General features: G+C 67.2%; 17 protein-coding genes. 9 read left to right on the top strand and 8 right to left on the bottom strand.

Features of this window, described 5'->3' with window-relative positions; all coding sequences use genetic code 11:
• Positions 1-28 precede the first annotated feature (28 nt).
• Together AM590_RS06835 and AM590_RS06830 are read right to left on the bottom strand one after the other, a co-directional pair.
• Positions 29-856: a hypothetical protein gene (locus tag AM590_RS06835; RefSeq protein ID WP_058826805.1), complete on the bottom strand. Its 828-nt coding sequence runs from the start codon at positions 854-856 to the stop codon at positions 29-31.
• 96 nt (positions 857-952) lie between these two features.
• Positions 953-1,297, bottom strand: coding sequence for an SWIM zinc finger family protein (locus tag AM590_RS06830; protein ID WP_058826804.1), 345 nt, complete (start codon positions 1,295-1,297; stop codon positions 953-955).
• Between the two features lie 133 nt (positions 1,298-1,430).
• Between AM590_RS06830 and AM590_RS06825 the strand changes: the two genes are divergently transcribed.
• The 3 genes from AM590_RS06825 (at position 1,431) to AM590_RS06815 (ending at position 4,971) form a co-directional block, all read left to right on the top strand.
• Entirely contained in the window at positions 1,431-2,561 is a 1,131-nt protein-coding gene (locus AM590_RS06825; RefSeq protein WP_058826803.1) for a tRNA (guanine(26)-N(2))-dimethyltransferase, read from the top strand.
• Positions 2,562-2,672: 111 nt separating this feature from the next.
• Positions 2,673-4,010, top strand: a complete 1,338-nt coding sequence (locus tag AM590_RS06820) for a YihY/virulence factor BrkB family protein (protein ID WP_058826802.1) — start codon at positions 2,673-2,675, stop codon at positions 4,008-4,010.
• Position 4,011: 1 nt separating this feature from the next.
• The gene (locus tag AM590_RS06815; RefSeq protein WP_058826801.1) at positions 4,012-4,971 is read left to right on the top strand and encodes a phosphatase PAP2 family protein; all 960 of its coding nucleotides are present in this window, start codon (positions 4,012-4,014) and stop codon (positions 4,969-4,971) included.
• 17 nt (positions 4,972-4,988) lie between these two features.
• Here the strand turns inward: AM590_RS06815 and AM590_RS06810 are convergent, their stop codons facing one another.
• Together AM590_RS06810 and glnA are read right to left on the bottom strand one after the other, a co-directional pair.
• On the bottom strand, positions 4,989-5,717 hold the full coding sequence (locus AM590_RS06810) for a class I SAM-dependent methyltransferase (protein ID WP_058826800.1): 729 nt from the start codon (positions 5,715-5,717) through the stop codon (positions 4,989-4,991).
• A 139-nt stretch (positions 5,718-5,856) separates the two neighbouring features.
• Entirely contained in the window at positions 5,857-7,227 is a 1,371-nt protein-coding gene (gene glnA / locus AM590_RS06805; protein ID WP_058826799.1) for a type I glutamate--ammonia ligase, read from the bottom strand.
• A 126-nt stretch (positions 7,228-7,353) separates the two neighbouring features.
• On the opposite strand from glnA, the gene lrp reads away from it, so the two are divergent.
• A complete protein-coding gene (lrp, locus tag AM590_RS06800; protein WP_004973746.1) occupies positions 7,354-7,812 on the top strand; it encodes an HTH-type transcriptional regulator Lrp in 459 nt (152 codons plus the stop codon).
• Positions 7,813-7,817: 5 nt separating this feature from the next.
• Here the strand turns inward: lrp and AM590_RS20775 are convergent, their stop codons facing one another.
• A complete protein-coding gene (locus tag AM590_RS20775) occupies positions 7,818-7,970 on the bottom strand; it encodes a hypothetical protein (RefSeq protein ID WP_004045356.1) in 153 nt (50 codons plus the stop codon).
• Positions 7,971-8,253: 283 nt separating this feature from the next.
• Positions 8,254-9,336 (bottom strand): aminopeptidase, encoded by a 1,083-nt coding sequence (locus tag AM590_RS06795; RefSeq protein WP_058826798.1) that lies wholly within the window; start codon positions 9,334-9,336, stop codon positions 8,254-8,256.
• 116 nt (positions 9,337-9,452) lie between these two features.
• On the opposite strand from AM590_RS06795, the gene AM590_RS06790 reads away from it, so the two are divergent.
• On the top strand, positions 9,453-10,478 hold the full coding sequence (locus AM590_RS06790; RefSeq protein WP_058826797.1) for a low specificity L-threonine aldolase: 1,026 nt from the start codon (positions 9,453-9,455) through the stop codon (positions 10,476-10,478).
• Positions 10,479-10,699: 221 nt separating this feature from the next.
• Here AM590_RS06790 and AM590_RS06780 read toward each other — a convergent pair whose 3' ends face one another.
• Positions 10,700-11,644, bottom strand: coding sequence for a cation diffusion facilitator family transporter (locus AM590_RS06780; RefSeq protein ID WP_058826796.1), 945 nt, complete (start codon positions 11,642-11,644; stop codon positions 10,700-10,702).
• A 163-nt stretch (positions 11,645-11,807) separates the two neighbouring features.
• Here AM590_RS06780 and AM590_RS06775 point away from each other — a divergent pair, with 163 nt between their 5' ends.
• Positions 11,808-12,326: a metallophosphoesterase gene (locus AM590_RS06775; RefSeq protein WP_058826795.1), complete on the top strand. Its 519-nt coding sequence runs from the start codon at positions 11,808-11,810 to the stop codon at positions 12,324-12,326.
• Positions 12,327-12,533: 207 nt separating this feature from the next.
• Here AM590_RS06775 and AM590_RS06770 read toward each other — a convergent pair whose 3' ends face one another.
• Positions 12,534-13,508, bottom strand: a complete 975-nt coding sequence (locus AM590_RS06770) for a winged helix-turn-helix domain-containing protein (RefSeq protein ID WP_058826794.1) — start codon at positions 13,506-13,508, stop codon at positions 12,534-12,536.
• 96 nt (positions 13,509-13,604) lie between these two features.
• On the opposite strand from AM590_RS06770, the gene AM590_RS20770 reads away from it, so the two are divergent.
• The 3 genes from AM590_RS20770 to AM590_RS06755 are packed head-to-tail and all read left to right on the top strand — an operon-like array spanning position 13,605 to position 15,290.
• Positions 13,605-13,772, top strand: coding sequence for a hypothetical protein (locus tag AM590_RS20770; protein ID WP_167321013.1), 168 nt, complete (start codon positions 13,605-13,607; stop codon positions 13,770-13,772).
• A 46-nt stretch (positions 13,773-13,818) separates the two neighbouring features.
• Positions 13,819-15,018, top strand: a complete 1,200-nt coding sequence (locus tag AM590_RS06760) for an inorganic phosphate transporter (RefSeq protein ID WP_058826793.1) — start codon at positions 13,819-13,821, stop codon at positions 15,016-15,018.
• Positions 15,015-15,290: a hypothetical protein gene (locus AM590_RS06755; RefSeq protein ID WP_058826792.1), complete on the top strand. Its 276-nt coding sequence runs from the start codon at positions 15,015-15,017 to the stop codon at positions 15,288-15,290. Before AM590_RS06760 ends, AM590_RS06755 begins: the two co-directional genes overlap by 4 nt.
• Positions 15,291-15,372: the final 82 nt, after the last annotated feature.

Genomic DNA, 15,372 nt, shown 5'->3' with positions numbered 1-15,372 from the left:
TTTTCGTTGCGTTCAGCCCCGTCGCGTGTCAGCGAACCGCGACGCCGACCGTGTCCAATCCGAGCACCTGCGTCCGCCAGTCGCCTCCGGTCAGCCGAACGCAGAAGCTCCCCGCGTCGGTGACGGCGTAGGCGGCCCGAGCGTCGTGGGCGAGCGCGACGACCGTCTCGTCCAGCGGAATCGGTGCGTCGTCCCACGCGCCCGCCTCGTCGCCGCGCGCGACGACGCCGTCCGGTCCGACCGCGTGGGCGCGGCCGTCCGGCATCGACGCGACCGCCGAAAACGCCCCGTCGAGCGTGTCCATCCAGCCGTTTCCGAGCGCGTACAGCCCCGAGTCGGTCGCGGCGAGCGGGGTTCCCGAGTCGCCGCCGAGACGGCCCGCGGGGTCGGACACGTCGTTCACGTCGTCGAGGCCGACGTGCGAGAGACCGTCGTCGCCGATACGGTAGACGCCGTCTTCGGCCGCGACGAGGCTCCCGTCGAGGGCGCGGACCGATTCGGCCTCGCCGAGGTCGGTCCACCCGGACTCGTCGAAGCGGGCGACGCGACCCGAGTCATCCGCGGCGACGACGCGATTGCGGTGGAAGCCGACGGCCGTCGCGGGGCCGAAGTCGAGTTCGTGGTAGTCGTCGTCCCGCGCGAGCAGCACGTCCTCGTCGGTGGCGACGGCGACTTCCCCGGGCGACCCGGCGGCGTCCCGCGCGGTGCACCGGCGGTCGACGCGGAAGCCCCCGACGAGGTCGTCGGACACGTCCACGGTCACGACCCCGACGTCCGCGGCGACGTACACCGTCTGCTTGTCGGACTTGTCCGCGTACACTCGCTTTTCGTCGATAGAGAGGTCGAAATCAGCCATCCGTTGGCCCGAGGTTCGCGGCGGGGTTCGGAAAGGATTGTGGTCGTTCTCGCGGCGCGGCGACGGGCCGAACGAGCGCGTCGTTGAGAACTGAGGTTACAGAAATTCCCGCACGTCGGAGTACCACATGTCGTGGTGGTCGAGCTCGCCGAGCGCCTCGGCCACGTCGACCGCGAGGACGTGCCAACAGCGCTCGCCCTCGTCGGGGTCGAGGTTGTACTGGGAGTCCTTGCAGGTACAGCCGCGGTCTTCGACCACGTACTCGTCGTCGTAGCCGACGACCACGTCGAAGTCGCGGTAGCGCTTCACCCGTCGCTCGGAGACGGCCTCGATGGCCGTGACGCCCCGGTCGCCGTGGGCGTCGACGATGGCCTGCACGATGTTCGGCGAGAGCCGCCCGGTCTCCGCGAGCGCCGCTCGCCAGTCGTCGGCCGAATCCACGTCCCCGACTTCGTCGGTGGCGGTGAAAACGCATTCGATGCCGCAGGGTGGACCGACCGCCGCAATCGAATCGCGCAATCGCGTCGCACAATCGCATCGCAACCGGTTTCCGCCCGCGCGGGGGACTGCGGGTATGCACGTGAGCGAGGGAGGCGTCGAAATCGAGGTTCCCGACGCCCGCGACGGGGCGTCAGCGGGGACCGGCGACGATGTCTTCTACAACCCCACACAGGAGTTGAACCGGGACATCACCGCGGCCGTCCTCCGCGCCTTCCGCGAGCGCGAACCCCGCGCCGAGAGCTACCTCGATGCGATGGCCGCCTCGGGAATCCGGGGCGTCCGCGCCGCCGCCGAGGGCTACGACGTGACCTGCGCCGACCTCGACACCGACGCCGTCGAACTCGCCCAGTCGAACCTCGACCGCGCCGGCAACGGCGGCGAGGCGGTCCACCGCAACGCCAACGCCCTCATGTACGACTCCGTCTTCGACGTGGTCGACCTCGACCCCTTCGGCACGCCGATGCCCTTCGCGGACCCCGCCTTCGCCAACACCCGGGACCTCGTCTGCGTCACCGCCACGGACACCGCCCCGCTGTGCGGTGCACACCAGAAAAGCGGAATCCGGAAGTACGGCTGTCTCCCGCAGAACACCGACTACCACCCCGAGATGGGCCTTCGGACGCTCCTTGGCGCGATGGTCCGCACCGCCGCTCGCTACGACAAGGCGGCCGTCCCAATTCTCTCGCACGCGACGCGCCACTACGCGCGGGCGTATCTCGAACTCGACGAGCGGGCGACGAAGGCCGACGAACTCCTCGAATCGACCGGCTTCGTCTATCACTGCGAGGACTGCCTCCACCGCGAGGCAGAGCACTCGCTCATCGCCCACCCACCCGAGGCGTGCGCCAACTGCGACTCGACCCGGATTCTCGAAGCCGGCCCCATCTGGCTCGGTCCCGTCTCCGAACCCGCGTTCGCCGAGGCCGTCCGCGACGAGGTGACGGACGACTTCGGGACCGCCAAGCGCGCCCGAAAGCTCCTCGACACGCTCGCGGTCGAACTCGACACGCCGACCCACTTCGACCAGCACCGCCTGTGTAAGCTCTGGGGGCGCTCGGCCTCGAAGATGGAGACGTTCCTCGAAACCCTCCGCGACGCAGGCTACGACGCTACCCCCGCGCACTACCACGGAACCGCGTTCAAGACCGACGCGACGGTCGCGGAGATTCGCGAGGCGACCGCCGCGCTCGACCCCGAGGCCTGAGAGCAACCCCGCGGCCCGAGCGCCCCGAACCCGAGCAACCGCCCCCGGAACCGCCTCACGCCGCCGCGTCGGCGAGTAGCTTCTTTGTCTCCCGTGTCGTTTTGGTGATACGTGAGCGCCAAGATTCGAACCGCCGTCCCTCTCGCACGGACCGTCGTCGACACGATTCGGGAGAAGGAAATCTCGTTTCTCGCGGCCAGCATCTCGTACTACGCGCTCGTCTCGCTGATTCCGCTTCTCGTCCTCGGCGTCGTCGTCGCCACCGCGGTCGGCGGCGCGGAGTTGCAGGCGCAACTCCAGTCGCTCGTCGAGCAGTATCTCGTCCCGACCGGGCAGGACCTCGTCGAGGAGGCCCTCACGGACCGAACCGGACAGGGAAGCGTCGGGGCGGTGAGCCTCGCGTTGACGGTCTGGGGCGCGCTGAAGCTCTTTCGTGGCCTCGACATCGCTTTTTCGCGGATCTACGGCTCCGAGGCGGGCGGTATCCTCGACCAACTTCGCGACGGCACCATCGCCCTCGCCAGCATCGGCGTCGGCACCATCGGCGTCGCGGTGGTGACCGCGCTCCTCGGCCTCCTCGACGTGCCGTTTCTCCAACTGCTCTCGCCGCTTCTGTTGCTGCTCACGCTCTGTGCGGCGTTCTTCCCGCTGTACTACGTCTTTCCCGACGCCGACCTCTCGCCGCGGCAGGTCGTCCCGGGAACCGTCCTTGCGGCTGTCGGCTGGACCGTCCTCGGGATTGGCTTCGGCATCTACGCGTCGGTGGCCGGCGCGTCGGTCGCGGGTGCGCTGGGGACGCTCCTGTTGCTCGTGACATGGTTCTACTTCTCGGGGCTCATCCTGCTTTCGGGCGCGGTCGTCAACGCGGTCCTCGCGGGGGTCGGCGGCGACGCGCCGCCCGCGGAACCGCGTGACACGCCGGGGGGACCGCCCGGAGTGGACCGGCAGGTACAACATACGGGAGGCCGACATGACGCTCGTACGGATATGAGCGACGACCGAGGTGACACCGATGGGCCGCGGACGGAGGACGCCGGCGACGCGAAGACCGGCGCGTCCGTCTCCCCGCGCGGCGCTCCCGACATCGAGGAGCTGGAATCGCAGGTCGAGGAACTCCGGGCCGACCTCGACGCGTTCGAGGACGACGTGACGGACCGGACGGTCGAAAAGCCCAAGCTCGAAGCCGAGTTGAAGCGCTACGTCCGCCGCCGGATGCGCCGCGGCAAGGCCCGCGGCTGGGGTCCCTACCTCGTGCTCGGCTACGGCGTCGTCCTCACGCTCGGCGCGTTCTACTACCTCCAGTCGGACCTCATCGCGGTCGTCGCCATGCTCATCATCTTCCTGTCGACGCTCGGGCTCTACGTCCTGTTCGTCATTTTCGGCATCGGCCTGAACGCGCTCGGCCTCCCCGGCCGCGCCGTCGACGCGGTCCGCGAACGCCGCGGCTGAGATGTTCCGGTTCGCACTTCCCCTCCAGACCCGCGGCTTCGGCGAGCTAGCGCTTGCGGACGCACCGGACGCGCTCGTCTTCCTGTTCGGGCTCGTCACCCAACTCGGCGACCAGTGGTTCTTCTTCGTCGCGTTCACGTCGCTGTACTGGCTCTGTCGCCCTCGAATCACGGCGCGCCCGCGGCGGACTGCGGCCTCCTTCGTCGGCCTCGCGTTTATCTCCCTGTCGCTGGTGACGGCGCTCAAAGTCGGCTTCGCGCTCCCCCGCCCGCCGACGGCCGACATCGCCTCGGCACCGAACTGGCCTGCCCCGCTCGCGGACCTGTTCGTCTCGTTCACGACCGACGACGGCTTCGGGTTCCCAAGCGGGCACGCACTCGGGACCACGGTCGTCTACGGGGCCGCCGCGCTGCTGCTCGACGTGTGGGACCGACGGCGACGCGTCCTCGCCGCCGCGGCTATCGTCGCAACAGTCGCACTCTCCCGCGTCGTCATCGGGGTTCACTACGGTATCGACGTCGTCGTCGGCGTGCTCCTCGGGCTCGTCGTGTTGAAAACCGTCTTCACCGTCGCTGCCGCAGACGACGCCCCCGGCCACCTCGACCCGACGCGACTGTTCGCACTCGCGGTCGGGCTCAGTGCCGTGGCCCTCGCAGTGGTCGTCGCGAGCGGGGCGTCGCACCACACGGCAAACGCGTCTGCCGCTCTCGGTGGGTCGCTCGGCGGCCTCGTCGGCTGGTCCCGGCTTTCTGACCACGAGTCGCTGCCGACACTGTCGCTTCCGGCCGCATTCGTGTCGCTCCTCGCTGCGGGCGCGCTCTGGGTCGCTGCCGACGCGCTTCAGGTGGTTCCAATCGCGATTCTCGCGACCGGAACTGCCGTCGCGTTCATCCTCGTCGCGCCGCGGATACAGGGCCGACTGAGCAACAATGCGGCGGCTGGGGAAGCTGCCGGACGGTAGTCGAACAGGGTACCGATTTAGGACGCTAGTCGGGCGGCGAAGAATGTCCACGGGTCGCTGTCTTCCCCGTCGCCGTCTGCTTCTTCGGCCTCGGTTTCTGCGTCTACGTCCTCAGCCTCGGTTTCTACGTCTGCGTCCTCGGCGTCAACGTCTTCTCCGTCTCCTTCGTCCGGGTTCAACGTCTCTGGCGCGCCCCACGTGTCGGTGACGCGGAACCCCGCGTTCTGTAGTTGCGCGCGCGTCTCGTCCGCACCGGCGATGTTCCACTCCATTCGAACACCGCTTTCGAGCCAGTCGGGGTTCTCGCCAGCCCACTCGTCCGACCCTTCACACAGGAGGACGCGGCCACCGGGCCGAAGGACCCGCGCGAACTCGTCGATGACTGTCTGGTGGTCGTCCATCGGAACGTGAATCAGCGACCAATAGGCAACGACGGCATCGAAGGTGTTCGATTCGAACGGGAGTGTCGTCATATCCCCCTGCAGAAGCGGTGCGTTGGGGACGTTCTCGGCGGCCCGCGACAACTGCCCGCGCGAGAAGTCGAGTCCAACCGGGTCCGCTTCGGACGCCAACCGAGACAGAATCGGTGTCCCCTGCCCGCAGCCCGCGTCGAGTACGCGAGGTGACGCAGAGAGCGAATCGAGAAACTCCGCGAGAATGTCTGTTCCATCTCCATCACCAGTGCGCTGTTCGGCGTACACTGGAGCCAAGTCGTCGTATCCCCGACGAACGTCGTCTTTGTTCACTCTCACTGACCACTGGTGGCTCTCGATGTTGTAAGTGCCTTGTGCTGTTCTGAGAACAAGTCATCTGACTATCCGCCCGGTTCTGCCGCTCTCGGTGGTGGGGTCCGAAAGATAAGAGACTGCGTGGAGTTCGTCGCGCTTAGAACGTCTCGAGGTACCGGTCGAGTTCCCACTGGGAGACGTCGACGAGGTAGTCCTTGAACTCGGAGCGCTTGGCTTCGACGAACTTCTCGTAGACGTGGTCGCCCAGGGCGTCCTGGATGACTTCGTCCTCTTCGAGGGCGTCGACGGCGCCGCCGAGGTCCTTCGGGAGCGTCTCGATGCCGTACTCTTCGCGCTTCTCCTCGTCGAACTCGTAGATGTTCTCGCGGACCGGGTCGGGACAGTCGAGGTCCTTCTCGACGCCGTCGAGACCGGCGTGGATGAGCGCGGCGAACGCGAGGTACGGGTTACAGGACGGGTCGGGGAAGCGGGCCTCGATACGCGAGGCGGCCGGCGTGCGGGCGGCCGGCTTGCGGATGAGCGCCGAGCGGTTGCGGTCGGACCACGCGATGTAGACCGGCGCTTCGTAGCCGGGGACGAGGCGCTTGTAGGAGTTGACCGTCGGGTCGGCGACGGCCGTGATGGCAGGCGCGTGCTCGAGGATGCCCGCGACGAAGCTCTTGGCCGTGCCGCTCAGGTCGAACTCGTCGTCGCCGTCGTGGAACGCGTTCTCGCCGTCCTGGAACAGCGAGATGTGGGTGTGCATGCCGGACCCGTTGATGCGCGGGATGGGCTTGGGCATGAACGTCGCGTGGAGGTCGTGTTCGGCCGCGATGGCGCGGACGACGGACCGGAAGGTGGCGACGTTGTCGGCCGTCGAGAGGGCGTCGTCGTACGTGAAGTTAATCTCGTGCTGACCCTCGGCGACCTCGTGGTGCGAGGCTTCGATGTCGAAGCCCATGCTCTCGAGGCCGTAGATGATGTCACGGCGCACGTCGGACGCGAGGTCCTTCGGGGCGAGGTCGAAGTAGCCGCCGGCGTCGTTCGTGACGGTCGTCGCGCGGCCGTTCTCGTCTTCTTCGAACAGGAAGAACTCCGGTTCGGGGGCGACGTTCACGTCATAACCAAGCTCCTCGGCGCGGGCGATTGCGCGCTTGAGGACGCCACGCGGGTCGCCGCTGAAGGGCTCGCCGGTGGACGTGTTGAACACGTCACAGATGAGACGGCCTGCGGCACTGTTTTCCTTCTTCCGCCACGGGAGGACGGCGAACGTCGACGGGTCGGGTTCGAGGCGCATGTCGGACTCCTGAATGCGCACGAAGCCGTCGATGGAGGAACCGTCGAAGTAGATGCCCTCAGTGAACGCCTTTTCGGCCTGCGAGGCCGGGATGGAGACGTTTTTGACCGTTCCGAGAATGTCGGTGAACTGGAGTCGGAGGAAGTCGACATTCTTCTCTTCGATCTCGTCGATGACTGCCTGTGCCTCGTCGCTCAGGCCGCCGTCGGTGAGTGCGTTGTCTTCCGTCATTTTCCTGAACACGCGATTCGAACACCCGCACTATAAAGACCTTTCCGCTTAATGCAATTCCCCGCACCTTGCCACAGAATTGGATATTCGTAAAATTCTAATGCCCCGGGACGGTGTGTAGATGTAATGACGTACGAAAACCTCGACGCGAAGCTCATCAACGCACTCCTCGGCGACGGCCGAGCGAGTCTGCGAAGCCTCGCCGAAGAACTCGACGTGTCGGTCACGACCGTCTCGAATCACCTGCGAGATCTCGAAGACGAAGGCGTCATCGAGGGATACACGCCCCGCGTCAACTACGACGCGCTCGGCTACGACGTAACCGCCGTCATTCAACTCAAAGTCGAGGGCTCAGCGCTCCCCGACATCACCGAACGCCTCCGCGCCGAAAAACAGATGATCTCGGTGTACGAGGTCACCGGTGACTACGACATCATCGCCATCGGCAAGTTCCGCGACACCGACGGCATGAACACGCAGATCAAGAAACTGCTCACCGACGCGGACATCCGCGAGTCCAACACCTCGGTCGTGCTCAACTCCGTCACCGAAAACGAGCAGTTCGAACTCGACCTCGACCAGTAACGCCGTCAGACGATTCGCGTTTTCACGTCTCGCATCTCCGACTTACAGTAGGGGCACCGATACCTCGTGTCGAAGCCGTCGGGCGTCGTTTTCGTCGTGGTCTCTATCTCGTGAACCGCCACGTCGCGTCCACACTCCCGGCACTGAACCGCTGGCATCGATTCGTGTTCGTCGATTATTCGAAATAAACCTACTGGGGTATGTGTATTGTTGTCACACTCCTGTCTATAGACGGAAGGGCACCGCTTCGACTGGAGAATCCGCGGGCTTCGGTCGATACGCTCCGTCCGAACCCCACGTTTCCGTGTCGATTTCGGCGGCTGTTAGAAGGCTCCTGTTTCGACTGGAAAACCCGACGACGCAAAGCGATTCTCCGGGAGATAAACTGGAGACGAAATGTTGCGAGTTGTCCGCGAACGGGAGAGCGCGTCGCCGACCCGGTCAGAACTCGTCTTCGAAGACGAACGTGCCGTTCCGCTGGACGACCTCGCCGTCGACCTCGATGACCGACTCTTCGGACATGTCGACGATCATGTCGACGTGCTCGGCGCTCTCGTTGAGTTCGTTCTCTTCGCCGACCGTCTCGGGGTACGCCGAGCCGACGGCCATGTGGACGGTGTCGCCCATCTTCTCGTCGAACAGCATGTTGTAGGTGAACTGGTCGATGCTGCGGTTCATGCCGATGCCGAGTTCACCGAGGTAGCGCGCGCCCTCGTCGGTGTCGAACACGCCGTCTAAGACCTCTTCGTTCCCCTCGGCGGAGTAGTCGACGACCTCGCCGTCCTCGAAGCGGACGCGGACGCCGGAGACCTCGCGGCCCTGCCGGTACAGCGGCAGGTCGAAGTAGACCTCGCCGTTCACGGAGTCCTTCACGGGCGCGGTGAACACCTCGCCGCCGGGGAGGTTGTGTTCGGCCGTGTCGTTGATGGCGGTGTTGCCGGCGATACTCATCGTCACGTCGGTCTCGTCGCCCGACTTGATGCGGACCTCGTCGCCGTCGTTGAGGATGTCGACCAACTGCTGTTGGAGTTCGCCCTGTGCGTCCCAGTCGAGGGTGACGGCGTCGTAGACGAAGTTCTCGTAGGCCTCGGTGCTCATGCCCGCGAGCTGGGCGCTCCCCTTCGCGGGGTACTGGGTGAGACACCAGCGCTTCGAGAGCATTTCGCCCTGCACCGGTTTGTACGCGCGCTTGTACGCGGCGTTCGTCTCCGGCGGCACGTCGCTCTGTTCGGTGGCGTTCGTCTCGCCGCGGACGCGAATGATGACGTCCGTCTCCTCGTAGAGCGCCAGCACGTGCTCGGGGGTCTCGTAGTCGTCGTCGCCGGCGCGGAGGAACGCGCGGGTAAACCGCGGGTTCGCGTCCATCGCGACGACGTTCGCGCCGCGGTCGCCGAGCAGTTCGTGAATGGCCGTGACGAGGTCCTCGGCCACCGAGGGCGCGGAGACGACGACGTTGTCGCCGGCCTCGACGCTCGTGGAGTGGTCGACGATGGTCTGTGCGTGCTCGCGGATGCGCGGGTCCATACCGCGTCGTGTGTGTCCCCGGGGCAAACACCTTTCGAAGCGCAAATATTGCGACACCGCGGGGAAACGCCCCGCGGACCACCGTTTATTTCTCCGTCGGCGCGGTCTCTCCGCGCATGATCGACCTCCGAAGCGACACCGTCACGCTCCCGTCCGACGAGATGCGTGAGGCCGCCCGCGACGCCGACGTCGGCGACGACGTGTACGGCGACGACCCGACCGTGAACGAACTCGAAGCGCGCGCGGCCGAACTGGTCGGCACGGAGGATGCGCTGTTCGTGCCGTCGGGGACGATGGGCAACCAAATCGCCGCCCGCGTCCACGCCGCCCCCGGTCAGGAGGCGCTCGTGGACGCGAAGGCGCACGTCTACAAGTGGGAGGTCGGCGGCTTCGCCCAACTGTCGGGCCTGCAGGTCCGCGCCTACGACGCCGGCGAGCGCGCCGCGCCGACGCCCGAACAGGTCCGCGACCACGCCCGCGAGGAGTCGCTTCACGTCGCCGGCACGGGCGTGCTGTGTCTCGAAAACACCCACAACGCCCGCGGCGGCGTCGCGATTCCGAAAGCCGATATCGACGCCGCGGCAGCGGCGGCTCACGACCTCGGAATTCCCGTCCACCTCGACGGCGCGCGCCTGTTCAACGCCTGTGTCGCCCTCGACGAGGACCCGACGGCGATGGTCGAACACGTGGACACGGTGATGTTCTGTCTCTCGAAGGGGCTCGGCGCGCCCGTCGGCTCGGTGCTCGCCGGTTCCGAGGCGTTCATCGAGGACGCCGTCCGCGTCAGAAAGCAGTTCGGCGGCGGTATGCGACAGGCCGGCATCATCGCCGCGCCGGGGCTCGTCGCGCTCGACAATATCGACCGCCTCGCCGACGACCACGCGAACGCGACGGTCCTCGCCGAGGGTCTCGACGCCGTCCCCGGACTGTCGGTGCCGACGCCCGATACGAACATCGTCGTCGTCGATTCCGAGGGTGCGGGGCTGACGGCCGACGACTTCGTCGAACTGTGCGACGACGCGGGCGTCCTCGGCGGCACGTTCGGCGAGTACCACACCCGCTTTACGACGAATCTGAACGTGTCGCGCGCGGAAGTCAAAGAAGCAGTCGAGCGGGTCGCACAGGCGGTCGAAACGCGGTAGGTGTCCTCAGCCAGTCGCAAGCGCGACGACGAACCACAGCACGCCACCGAGGGCGAGTGTGATACCTACCCCCGTTGCCAACTTCCGTTGGAGCTTCTCCGCCTTCGCTGGTGCCTCCACTCCCGGGGCGAAACGAGGTTTTTCGCCGACATCGGCCGCCTGTAGATGTAGCCGCCGGCGGCGACGAACATGACCGAGGGGGCGATTTGCGTGAGGTCCATCTACAGTTCGGGTTCGATGTAGACGAAGTGAACCCGGTTGTCGGCCGCCTTGAGTTCGGCCTCGATGTCGCTGATGTGGTCGTCTATCTCCTCGGTGTCGAGTTCGGGGTCGAAGCTCACGTCGAGGGCGACGAGCAGTTTCTCCGGGCCGACGTACGACGCGCGGAACTTGTCGATGTGTGCGACGTGGGGGTGCTCGCGGACGAGTCTCCGAATCTCCTGTTCTTCGTCCACGGGGACGCTCTCGCCGATGAGCAGGCGCTTGTTCTCCCACGCGAGCGCGATGGCGAAGCCCATGAGCAGTATCCCGATGAGGAGCGCCGCGCCGGCGTCGAACAGCTCGTTGCCCGTGAGTTCGGTGAGGCCGATGCCGACGAGTGCAAGCATCGCGCCGGCGAGGGCGACGGTGTCCTCGGTGAACGCCGTGAGCGTCGTCACGTCGCTCGTCTCCCGGAACGCCTCCACGAGACCGCTCCACTCGTACTCCTCCATCTGCCGGCGGAGTTCGGCGTTCGCCTTCAGGAAGGCGTAGCTCTCGAAGGCGATTGCGCCGAGGAGGATGGCGACGTTGACCAACACAGGCTCGATTTCGAAGCCGAGCAGGAAGAGCGCCTCACCGCCCCCGCCGTGGCTGGGGTGCATCAGGGCGTCGTAGCCGTGTTTGGCTGACTCCCAGCCGGCGATACCGAACAGCATCACGGAGACGAGAAACGAGTAGAAGAACTGCGATTTCCCATAACCGAAGGGGTGCGACTGCGTCTCGTCGCGCTTGCTGTCGCGGATGCCGATGAGGAGGAACACCTGGTTACCGGTGTCGGAGATGGAGTGATACGTTTCGGAGAGCATGGAGGGGCTCCCGGTCGCGAGATAGCCGAGGAACTTGAGAATCGCAATCGCCCCGTTCGCGAAGAGCGCGGCGACGACGACGGACGTACTGCCTGCCATGTCGTGGGCCACTCCCCCCGCTCGGATAGAGCTACCGACGAAGAACTGGGACACCGCTCGCCGACTGCGGCGACCCCGTCCGCCCCCGACCAGCCTCGACCGGTCCCGACGACCCGACACCGCAGTCGGTAGGTTTCAATCCCTCCGGCGCTTACCCCGGCGCATGCTCGTCATCGTCTCCGACACCCACAGCACGGACGGCCATCGTCTGACGAACCGAACCCTCGACGCGGTCCGCGAGGCCGACCTCGTCGTCCACGCGGGCGACTTCATGCGCGAGTCCGTCCTCGACGCGTTCATCGACGAGGCCGACAGCTTCCTCGCGGTCTACGGCAACAACGACGGTCCCGAGATTCGCGACCGGATTCCAGTCGCGCGAAACGTCACCTACGGCGGCGTCGAGTTCGCGGTGACTCACACCCGCCGCGGCGGGAACACCGCGCTTTCGATGTTCGGCCGCGAGCGCGGGGCCGACGCGGTCATCTTCGGCCACAGCCACCGGCCGGGCTTCGACGGTACCGGGCCGATTCCGCTCCTCAACCCGGGGAGTCACGCCCAACCGCGGGGCAACCGCAAGGCGCACGCGGAACTGGAGGAACTGCCGGACGGCGGACTCCGCGGGCGACTCGTCACCGTCGACGGCGACATCTTCGAGACGTTCCGTATCGTCCCTGACGAGTGATGCAGTGGAGTCCGGCGGAGGGCCGGAAGAATCAGCGGGAACAGGCTGGGGAAGCCTGTTGGGGACAGTCCGAGGCCGCGCGAGACGACGGGGTGAGGGGCAGGGGCACGGATGGCAGTCCCGTCGCCGTTGGGGGCCACGCGCGACCTCGTACTCACTCCTACGGGTGACGGTATCAAATACGCACCGTAAGCTCAAACAACCGTTTTAGTCACGCAGCACGCCCACCGCGACCCACGCGAGAAGCACGGTCAGCCCCCCGAGGAAGAACAGCGTCCCCGGCGAGAGCGACCCGATAGTCTGGGCGAGTCCGCCCGACCCGCTCGTGAGCTGCGCCGCGGTCTCCGTAGCCGTCTGTGCGGCCGTCGTGTCCGGAACCGCCGTCGGCGTCGGCGTCGCGGCCGCGGTTTCCGCGGCGGTCTGTGTGGCTTCCGTTACCGTCCGCGTCGACTCGACCGCGGTCCGGGTCGCCTCCGCGGTCTGCGTCGTCGAATCCGCCGTCGTGGTCGCTTCGGCGATGCTGAACCCGCCGTCGCCGTCGGTCGTCGTCGCGGTTTCGGTAGCTGTCTGCGTCGCGGTCTGCGTCGTCGAGTCCGCCGCGGTCGTTGCGTTGGCCGAATCGGCCTGATAGGTCGCGTTGAGGTCGCCTCCCGACCCGCCGCTCTGGCCGGCCTCGGAACCGCCAGCGCCGTCCGCACTGCCGGCCGAGTTGCCGAAGCCGAACGGGAGCACCGACCCGGTTCGAGCGAGTCGGTTTACCACGGCCGCGCCGATACCGAGGACGCCGACCCCGCCGATGAGGCGCGTGAGCGCGCCTTTCAGTCCCTTCGTCTCGTCCTCGCGCCCGGCGACGACGACGAGCGCCCGGTCCGCGGGCGTGTACACCTTCATCTCGCGGCCCTTCTCGGAGTACCTCGTGTCCGCGACTTCGATGAGGCCCGCTTCCGAGAGGTTTCCGAGGTGGTACTGGACGTTCTGGAGAGACGTGTCGACCTCGGTGGCGAGGTCGGAGGGCGTCGCCGGCGACTCGTGGAGCGACGCGAGGACCGACCGGGCGGTCGACGAGGAGATGGCACCGAGCAGGTCGTCGGCCTCGTCGCTGTCGAGGCCGATAACCTTGGGGTCTCGGTCGTCCCGGTCGTCGTCCGGGTCGCCCGGGCTGGAGGGGATGAGGTCGGCCATCGAATCCGCGTTACTCGCGTTTTCTCATGAGTGTTCGTATTCTTTCACGACCCGTCGCCGAAATTGCTATACCTCGTGCCCGCCGAACCCATCCACATGACCGACCCTTTGGTCGTAGACGGCCTCGTCGACTTTCTCGCGGGGAATCCCGTGTTCGTCGGGCTGCTCGTCGCGTTGTTGCTCTTCGTCTTCTTCGGGTATCTCCTCGTCCGTCGGACGCTCCTCGGCCTGAGCGAGGGGTACGACGAGGCGCGCCGCCGCTGATGGACGGGACAACAGCCGACGCCGACGACCGCCGGGGTGTCGCCCCGTGGTAGCCGCCGCGACGCTCGCCACGTTCGTCGTCGCCGCTCTCGCCAGCCTGTTCATGGCGTGGGCCATCGGCGCGGGGTCGTCGGGGTCGACGCCGTTCGCGCCCGCGGTCGGAGCCAACGCCATCTCGGTGATGCGCGCGGGCTTCATCGTCGGCCTGCTCGGCTTCGCCGGGGCGTTCCTGCAGGGCGCGAACGTCACCAACGCGGTCGGGACGGAACTCATCGGCGGCGTTACGCTGACCGCGGGGGCTGCGGTCGTCGCGCTCCTCACCGCGGCGGTGCTCGTCGCGCTCGGCGTCTTCGCGGGCTACCCCATCGCCACCGCCTTCACCGTCACCGGCGCGGTCGTCGGCGTCGGCCTCGCCATGGGTGGCGACCCCGCGTGGGCGAAGTACCAGCAAATCGTTTCGCTGTGGGTTCTCACGCCGTTCGTCGGCGGCGGGGCGTCGTACGCGACCGCCAGACTCCTCCGCGCCGACGGCGTCTCCGAGCAGTGGACCGTCCCCGCGCTCGCCGGACTCGTCGGCCTGCTCGTCGCCAACATGGAGTTCGCGGGGCTGGGTGGCGCGTCGGGTTCGGCCTCAGTCGCCCGGGCCGCTGCAGTCGAACTGACCGACCTCGCCGGTCTCGGCGAGACGGTTTGGTTCGTCGCCGCCTCCCTTTTCGTCGCGCTCGTCGCGGCCGCGATCGTCGGTCGCTGGGTGACGACCGACAAGACCCGCGGTCAGCGGCGATTCCTGCTCGTCCTCGGCGGCCTCGTCGCCTTCTCGGCGGGCGGCAGTCAGGTCGGCCTCGCCATCGGGCCGCTCGTTCCCCTGCTGGACGCGGTCGCGGTCCCGCTCCCGGCGCTCCTCGTCGGCGGCGGAGTGGGCCTCCTCGCTGGGTCGTGGACCGGCGCGCCGCGCATGATTAAGGCGCTCGCGCAGGACTACTCCTCGCTCGGGCCGCGGCGCTCCATCGCGGCGATGATTCCCTCGTTCGCCATCGCCCAGACCGCCGTCGCCCTCGGCGTTCCCGTGTCGTTCAACGAGATTATCGTCAGCGCCATCATCGGCTCCGGCTACGCCTCCGGCGGGTCGGGCGTCTCCCGGCGGAAGATGCTGTACACGGTCCTCGCGTGGGTCGGCTCGCTCGCGCTCGCGTTCGGGCTGGGCTACGGCGTCTTTACGCTCGTGTCGAGCGTACTCGGTCTGTGAACGTTCGTGGGCTCCGCGTCGCGCTCGCCACCCTCGTTTCTGCCCTCTGGGCCGTCTTCGGCGTCTACCACGTCGCGATGGCGGTCGTGACCGGCATCTCGCTCCGCGGGTTCGCCTTCGGGAGCGTCGGCCTCGGTGCGTTCGCGCTGGCGATTCGCTTTCGCGGGCGGGCGCGACGCCTCGGCGACGGTACCGCCGACGCGACCGGGTTGGCCTTCCTCGCGCTGGTGTCGCTGGCGCTCGTGGTTCTCTCGTTTACGCTCCTCGGGTGAGTCGCGCCGACGACGGTTCGAAAACGAGTTCAGTTGGATGTCGGGACGAACGGAGTTCGGATCGGGACGAAACGGGTTCGGT

It is taken from the genome of Haloferax sp. Q22, assembly GCF_001482285.1.
Taxonomy (GTDB): Archaea; Halobacteriota; Halobacteria; order Halobacteriales; family Haloferacaceae; genus Haloferax.
The sequence above is the reverse complement of the archived record's forward strand: the minus strand, read 5'-3'. Positions and strand labels throughout refer to the sequence as shown.